5 protein-coding genes are annotated in these 6,871 nt (G+C 71.7%); all 5 read left to right on the forward strand.

All coding sequences use genetic code 11. The features are described 5' to 3' along the window. The first annotated feature begins 95 nt into the window (after nucleotides 1-95). The 5 genes from ABTY20_RS21775 to ABTY20_RS21795 all read left to right on the forward strand — a co-directional run bounded on the left by ABTY20_RS21775 (nucleotide 96) and on the right by ABTY20_RS21795 (nucleotide 6,789). Entirely contained in the window at nucleotides 96-905 is an 810-nt protein-coding gene (locus ABTY20_RS21775; protein ID WP_351998669.1) for a methyltransferase domain-containing protein, read from the forward strand. Nucleotides 906-1,694: 789 nt separating this feature from the next. Further along, nucleotides 1,695-2,468: an isoprenyl transferase gene (locus tag ABTY20_RS21780; RefSeq protein ID WP_351998670.1), complete on the forward strand. Its 774-nt coding sequence runs from the start codon at nucleotides 1,695-1,697 to the stop codon at nucleotides 2,466-2,468. A 305-nt stretch (nucleotides 2,469-2,773) separates the two neighbouring features. Next, nucleotides 2,774-4,099: an RNA 5'-3' helicase PhoH2 gene (gene phoH2 / locus ABTY20_RS21785; protein ID WP_351998671.1), complete on the forward strand. Its 1,326-nt coding sequence runs from the start codon at nucleotides 2,774-2,776 to the stop codon at nucleotides 4,097-4,099. A gap of 419 nt (nucleotides 4,100-4,518) precedes the next feature. Continuing rightward, the gene (locus ABTY20_RS21790) at nucleotides 4,519-5,217 is read left to right on the forward strand and encodes an aggregation-promoting factor C-terminal-like domain-containing protein (RefSeq protein WP_351998672.1); all 699 of its coding nucleotides are present in this window, start codon (nucleotides 4,519-4,521) and stop codon (nucleotides 5,215-5,217) included. A gap of 144 nt (nucleotides 5,218-5,361) precedes the next feature. Continuing rightward, nucleotides 5,362-6,789, forward strand: a complete 1,428-nt coding sequence (locus ABTY20_RS21795; protein ID WP_351998673.1) for an AI-2E family transporter — start codon at nucleotides 5,362-5,364, stop codon at nucleotides 6,787-6,789. Nucleotides 6,790-6,871 lie beyond the last annotated feature (82 nt).

The following is a 6,871-nucleotide window of genomic DNA, read 5'->3' on the forward strand; positions in this document are numbered from 1 at the left end:
CGGAAGGGTTCGTGCGGTTCGTGGCGGAGGAGGTACGGCCGTCGGTGCCGTGAAATCGGAGGACGGTGCGGGGCCGCGCCGGGCATGATCGGTGCATGACGGACAGGACGGGCCGCCGTACCTTCGAGGACCTGGTGGCGGAGGGCGCCTCCGTGCCCACCGGGGGGTGGGACTTCTCCTGGTTCGAGGGACGGGCCCACGAGGCCCGGCCCTCGTGGGGGTACGCCATGAGGACGGCCGAGCGGCTGGGCCGGGCCGACGCCGTGCTCGACATCCAGACCGGGGGAGGTGAGGCGCTGGACTTCGCCCTCGCCCACGCCCCCCGCCAGCCCCGGCTCGCCGCCGCCACCGAGGGCTGGCCGCCCAACGTCGCCAAGGCCACCGCCCTGCTCCGGCCGCGCGGTGTGACCGTCGTCGCCTCACCCGAGGACGCCCCGCTGCCCTTCGCGGACGGGGCCTTCGACCTCGTCGTCAGCCGGCATCCCGTGGAGGCCCCGTGGGCGGAGATCGCGCGGGTGCTCGAGCACGGTGGCGCCTACTTCGCCCAGCACGTCGGGCCCGGCAGCGTCCACGAGCTCGTCGAGCACTTCCTCGGGGCGCAGCCGGACGAGCGGCGCTCCGCACGGCATCCGGACCGTGAGCGGCGCGCGGCCGGGGCCGCCGGGCTGGAGGTCGTCGATCTGCGGGCCGAACGGCTGCGGGTCGAGTTCCACGACATCGCCGCCGTCGTCCACTTCCTGCGCAAGGTGATCTGGATGGTCCCCGGTTTCACCGTCGAGGCGTACCTGCCGCAGCTGCGCGCCCTGCACGAGAGGATCGAGCGGGAGGGGGCTTTCGTGGCCCACAGCACCCGGCATCTCCTTCACGCCCGCAAGAGCGGAGCCGTCCGCACCCCGCGTCCCTGAGTCTCCGCACCGTTACGGACACGGCCGGCTTCCGGAGCACGACCTCGCATAGGCCCGCACCAAGGTGATGCGCGTCAGCAGAGCTGCGCGGGGCGGCGGTACCGGGCAGCGGAGAGGGCTGCGCGGTGCCCGACCCCGCCTTCGCGGGGTCAATCCGGCGCCCGTGCCCGGGTCACCCGTCGGAGGGACGGCCGAAAGTGTGCTCACCCGGTTGGCGGGTGGCGCCACGGTCGGCGTGGGGTCCCCCCAGTGCCCGATTTCCGCGAGATGTCGCCTGGTTTCGGCCAATCAGGGGTCCTGAGCAGTGTCTTCCGCGACCCTTGGCGCGTTGTCATTCGACTTCGGAGAGTAGTTGTGGCGCGCCGATGTACGCAGCATCACTTACGAAGGGTTATGGTGGAAACCCCCCCCTCGGGCCGGTCCGTCTCCCCCCCCACGGACCGGCCCGTTTTTTCTTGCCCCGGCTCAGGTGCCCGACGGGACGTCGGTCCGGGCGGGTCCGGGCGGGTCCGGGCGGGCCCCGGGCGGCCCCGGACAGGGGGCCGGCGACGGGGCCCGGTGGCGGCTCCTGGTGGCGGGCGGACCGCGCGTGCACCGCGTGCGGCCGCTCCGTGTCCGGCGAACGCACCCCCGGGGCTTTGGGGGCCCCCGCCCCGGCAGGGGTACGCTTCGCCTTCGGGGACCGCCATACGGACAGGGGCCGCCCGCGGCCGAGACCGGGCCGCCCGCCGCGCGACGCGGCGGGGCGCGCCGCGCCTGTCCGATCCGTACGGAGGGGCTGATGATCACGTGAACCTGCGCGACAAGCTGCGCGGCCTGTTGGTCAGGCTGTACGCACGCCGGGTGGAAGGTCACCTGGACACCGCTCAGGTGCCCAAGCACATCGGCGTCATCATGGACGGCAACCGCCGCTGGGCGAAGGCCGCGGGTTCCAGCACCGTCCACGGCCACCGGGCCGGCGCGGACAAGATCGGCGAGTTCCTCGGCTGGTGCAGCGAGACGGACGTCGAGGTCGTCACCCTCTGGCTGCTGTCGACGGACAACTTCGACCGGCCGAAGGAGGAGCTCGTCCCGCTCCTCGGCATCGTCGAGGACGTGGTGCGCACCCTGGCCGCCGACGGGCGCTGGCGGGTGCACCACGTCGGCACGCGCGACCTGCTGCCGTCCGGGATGCAGACCACCCTGAAGGAGGCCGAGCAGGCCACCGCGGACGTCGACGGCATAGTGGTCAACGTCGCCATCGGATACGGCGGACGTCAGGAGATCGCCGACGCGGTGCGGTCCATGCTGCTGGACGCCCACGAGCAGGGCACGTCGATGGAGGAACTCGCCGAGGCCGTCGACATCGACATGATCGGGCGTCACCTCTACACCCGTGCCCAGCCCGATCCGGACCTGGTCATCCGCACCAGCGGCGAGCAGCGGCTGTCCGGATTCATGCTCTGGCAGACCGCGCATTCGGAGTACTACTTCTGCGACGTGTTCTGGCCGGCCTTCCGCAAGGTCGACTTCCTGCGCGCGATGCGCGACTACGGAGCCCGCCACCGGCGCTACGGCGGCTGAGCGCCCCGCGCGTCCACCGCAGGTCACACGGAGTTCACCGGCGCGCCGTCATATGCCGTGGCATGGCGGCGCTCGTTCGAGGGCATAACCCAGACAGCTCGACACCCGAACCACGGGTGTCGGATCTCAGCGGACGGCACAGGCGTCGTCCGCCCGGGAGGCCCTTTGCACCAGCCCGACCGTGCGGTCACGGCACGGAAGAAGCGGCGGAGGGCCGGTTTCCGGCCCGTTGTGCACGGGGGCCGTCGACCGGTCCAGCTCCGCCTCGTCGCTCCCCGACCTCATCCGAGGGGGTACGTCCTTCCGTGGTGACCAGCGCAAAGCGCCACAAGCCCGACCGGCGCACCTATGTTCTCGACACCAGTGTCCTGCTGGCCGATCCCAAAGCCCTGAGCCGCTTCGACGAGCACGAGGTCGTGCTCCCCATCGTCGTGGTGACCGAGCTGGAGGCCAAGCGGAACCATCCCGAACTCGGCTATTTCGCCCGTCAGGCGCTGCGCCTGCTGGACGACTACCGGGTGCGGTACGGCCGTCTCGACGCCCCCATTCCGACCGGGGACCTCGGCGGGACCGTGCGGGTCGAGCTCAACCACTCGGACCCCAGCGTGCTGCCCAGCGGCTACCGCCTGGGGGACAACGACTCCCGCATCCTCGCGGTCGCCCGCAACCTGCAGGCCGAGGGGTTCGACGTCACCGTCGTGTCGAAGGACCTCCCGCTCAGGATCAAGGCGTCCTCCGTGGGCCTCCTCGCCGAGGAGTACCGCGCGGAACTCGCCATCACGGATTCCTCCGGCTGGACCGGAATGTCCGAACTGACCCTGCCCGGCGAGCAGGTGGACGTCCTCTTCGAAGAGGGGCACGTGTACGTGCCCGAAGCCGCGCACCTGCCCGTGCACACCGGGCTGACCATCCAGTCGGAGCGCGGCAAGGCGCTCGGGCGGGTCACCGCCGACGGCGAGGTGCGGCTGGTGCGCGGCGACCGGGAGGCCTTCGGCATCAAGGGCCGCAGCGCCGAGCAGCGGATCGCGCTCGACCTGCTGCTCGACCCGGACGTCGGGATCGTGTCCCTGGGCGGCCGGGCCGGCACCGGCAAGTCGGCGCTGGCCCTGTGCGCCGGGCTGGAGGCGGTGCTGGAGCGCCGTCAGCACCAGAAGGTGATGGTCTTCCGTCCGCTGTACGCGGTGGGCGGGCAGGAGCTCGGCTACCTGCCGGGTTCCGAGGCGGAGAAGATGAGCCCCTGGGCGCAGGCCGTCTTCGACACGCTGTCGGCGGTCACCAGCCGGGAGGTCATCGAGGAGGTCACCGCGCGCGGCATGCTGGAGGTCCTCCCGCTCACCCACATCCGGGGCCGCTCGCTGCACGACGCGTTCGTGATCGTGGACGAGGCCCAGTCGCTGGAGCGGAACGTCCTGCTGACCGTGCTGTCCCGGATCGGGGCCGATTCACGGGTCGTCCTGACCCACGACGTGGCCCAGCGGGACAATCTGAGGGTCGGCCGGTACGACGGTGTGGTCGCCGTCGTCGAGAAGCTGAAGGGGCACCCGCTGTTCGCGCACGTCACCCTGACGCGCTCCGAGAGGTCCCGGATCGCCGCGCTGGTGACCGAAATGCTCGAAGACGGGCAGATCTGACCCACGGCCCCCGGAGGAAGTCGGACACCCCGTCATCGGCGCCGTCCGGAAAGGCGTAGAGCCTAGCCGGGCGGCGTCGACGCGTGTGCGGACTTGCGGAATTCCCTGGGGCCAAACGGGATGTGAGCTTTCACACGCAACGGAGAATTGCCTTGCGGCGCCGGGTTACGGCAGAGTCTCACTCCTGTCAGGCCCCGCATACGACACACCTGTACCCCCAGCGGTATGGCACCACAGCACCACACAGTCCCAACTCCATAGCGTCGTCGTATGCCGCCCGAGCACCACGCGGCGCTCCTTCCGTAGGAGTTGCCCACCGGGCCCGTGCCTCCCGTGACCCGCAGTTGGGGAGGCCAGTGCCAGGGGCACGATTGCGTCCGCGAGGGTCACCGAAGCGGGCGATGCTGGAAGGAAACCGTGTGAGCCGGATCTCGGTCCGGGGATTCGCAGTGGCCTCGGCCACGGCGGTCACCGCTGTCGGAAGCGTCGTCGGTGTGGCCTCGGGCAGCACCGCGCAGAACAACGACGTCGAAGCGACGGCAAGCGGCACCACGCTGCTCGCGGACATCCCCGCGGGCCAGCAGGCCCAGGTGCAGACCGCGTCCCTGACGCAGCAGGCCGAAACGATGGCCATCGCCGCGGACGCGAGCGCCAAGAAGGACGCGGAGGAGGCCGCCCGCAAGGCCGCCGCCGACACCGCGGTCGCGAAGAAGGAAGCCGCCGAGAAGGCGGAGCGGGAGGCCAAGGAGGAGCGTGCGGAGGCCAAGGCCGCCGCCAGCCGTTCCGCGACCCGCGACGCCTCCACCTTCGCGGTCCAGTCCTCCTACACGGTCGCCCAAGTGCAGGCGATGGCCCGGCAGATCGTCCCGGCGGACCAGTTCCAGTGCTTCAGCAACATCGTGGACCACGAGTCCAGCTGGAACTACCGGGCCGACAACCCCACGTCCGACGCCTACGGCCTGGTGCAGGCGCTCCCGGGTTCCAAGATGGCCTCCGCCGGAGCCGACTGGATGACGAACCCGGCCACCCAGATCAAGTGGGGGCTCGGCTACATGAACGACCGCTACGGCAGCCCGTGCGGCGCCTGGAACTTCTGGCAGGCCAACCACTGGTACTAGAGGCACCGGAAGCCCTTCGGCCCCGGCCCGCTCAACCCCGGCACAGCCCCGCACCGTCCTACGGTGCGGGGCTTTCGCCATGTACGGTCTGACCGACGACTCCAGAGGTGAGTGGTGGGGAGATACGGGGGAAGAGGACGGATCATGTCGCGAGTGCCAGGGTGGCTCGGCCGGGTCGGAGCCGGACTGACCGAGGTCAGCAAACGGCTGGAGGAGCGCCGCGCCGAAGCGGAGCGGGGCTCCCTGCCGGACCCGGACCCGGTCCCCGGAGCGGAACGGGGAGGTCTCCCGCCCCCCGGTCACGAGCCGCCGCTCGAGTTCACGACCGCCGTCGTCCCGGCCCGCCCCGACCCGGCGCAGGCCGTGCCCTGGGGGGTACGGGTCGCGGCCGAGGCCGGCTGGCGGCTGCTGGTGCTGGCCGGCACGGTCTGGGTGCTCATGCGGGTCATCAGCGCCGTCCAGCTGGTGGTGCTGGCGTTCGTGGCCTCGCTGCTGATCACCGCGCTGCTGCAGCCGACGGTGGCGCGGATGAGGCGGCTCGGCGTGCCGCGCGGGCCGGCCACCGCGCTGACGGCGCTGTTCGGGTTCGTCGTGATCGGCCTCATCGGCTGGTTCGTGACCTGGCAGGTCATGGAGAACATCGACCACCTCTCCGACCAGATCCAGGACGGCATCGACGAGCTGCGCAACTGGCTCCTCAACAGCCCCTTCCACGTCACCGACAAGCAGATCAACGAGATCGCCAAGAACCTGCGGGAGGCGGTCGGCGCCAACACCGAGCAGATCACCTCGGCGGGCCTGGAGGGCGTGACCGTCGTGGTCGAGGCGCTCACCGGCATACTGCTGGCGGTCTTCTCGACGCTGTTCCTGCTCTACGACGGCAAGCGGATCTGGCAGTGGACGCTGAAGCTCGTCCCGGCGGCGGCCCGTCCGGGCGTCGCCGGCGCGGGCCCGGCCGCGTGGCGGACGCTGACGGCGTATGTGCGCGGCACGGTGATAGTGGCCCTGATCGACGCGATCTTCATCGGTCTCGGCATCTACTTCCTCGATGTGCCGATGGCGGTGCCGCTCGCCGTGTTCATCTTCCTGTTCTCGTTCATCCCGCTGGTGGGTGCGGTGGTGTCGGGAGCGCTGGCGGTGGTCGTCGCGCTCGTCACCCAGGGGGTGTTCACGGGCGTCATGACGCTGGTGGTGGTGCTGGCGGTGCAGCAGATCGAGGGGCACATCCTCCAGCCGTTCATCCTGGGCCGCGCGGTGCGGGTCCATCCGCTGGCGGTGGTGCTGGCGGTCGCCTCGGGCGGCATGGTGGCCGGCATCGGCGGGGCGGTGGTGGCCGTGCCGCTGGTCGCGGTCACCAACACCGTCGTCGGCTATCTGCGCGCGTACTCCCACGAGACGGTCTCGGTGCAGGCGCCCCGGCCGCGTGGCGCCACGGCGATGTCCGAACCGGGCGCCCCGCTGCCGGCGGTGCCGGACGCGGCACCGGCGCCGCCGGCTTCGGCGCCGCAGGCCCCGGCGCCGGACGCGGACGCGGACGCGGGGAAGCGGCCGGGGGGCGCGGGCGAGGAGTAGTACGCGGGCGCAGCGGTCACCGGCGGGCGGTGCCGGCGCGGGCGGGGCGGCGCGCGACCCGGCGCTCACGGGGCGCCGGGTC

This window comes from Streptomyces sp. NPDC126497 (assembly GCF_040302425.1).
Classification (GTDB): Bacteria; Actinomycetota; Actinomycetes; order Streptomycetales; family Streptomycetaceae; genus Streptomyces.

What these genes read in the sequence shown, in the direction of transcription:
- ABTY20_RS21775 (WP_351998669.1), top strand. Translation starts at nt 96, where the DNA reads ATGACGGACAGGACGGGCCGCCGTACCTTCGAGGACCTGGTGGCGGAG.
- ABTY20_RS21795 (WP_351998673.1), top strand. Translation starts at nt 5,362, where the DNA reads ATGTCGCGAGTGCCAGGGTGGCTCGGCCGGGTCGGAGCCGGACTGACC.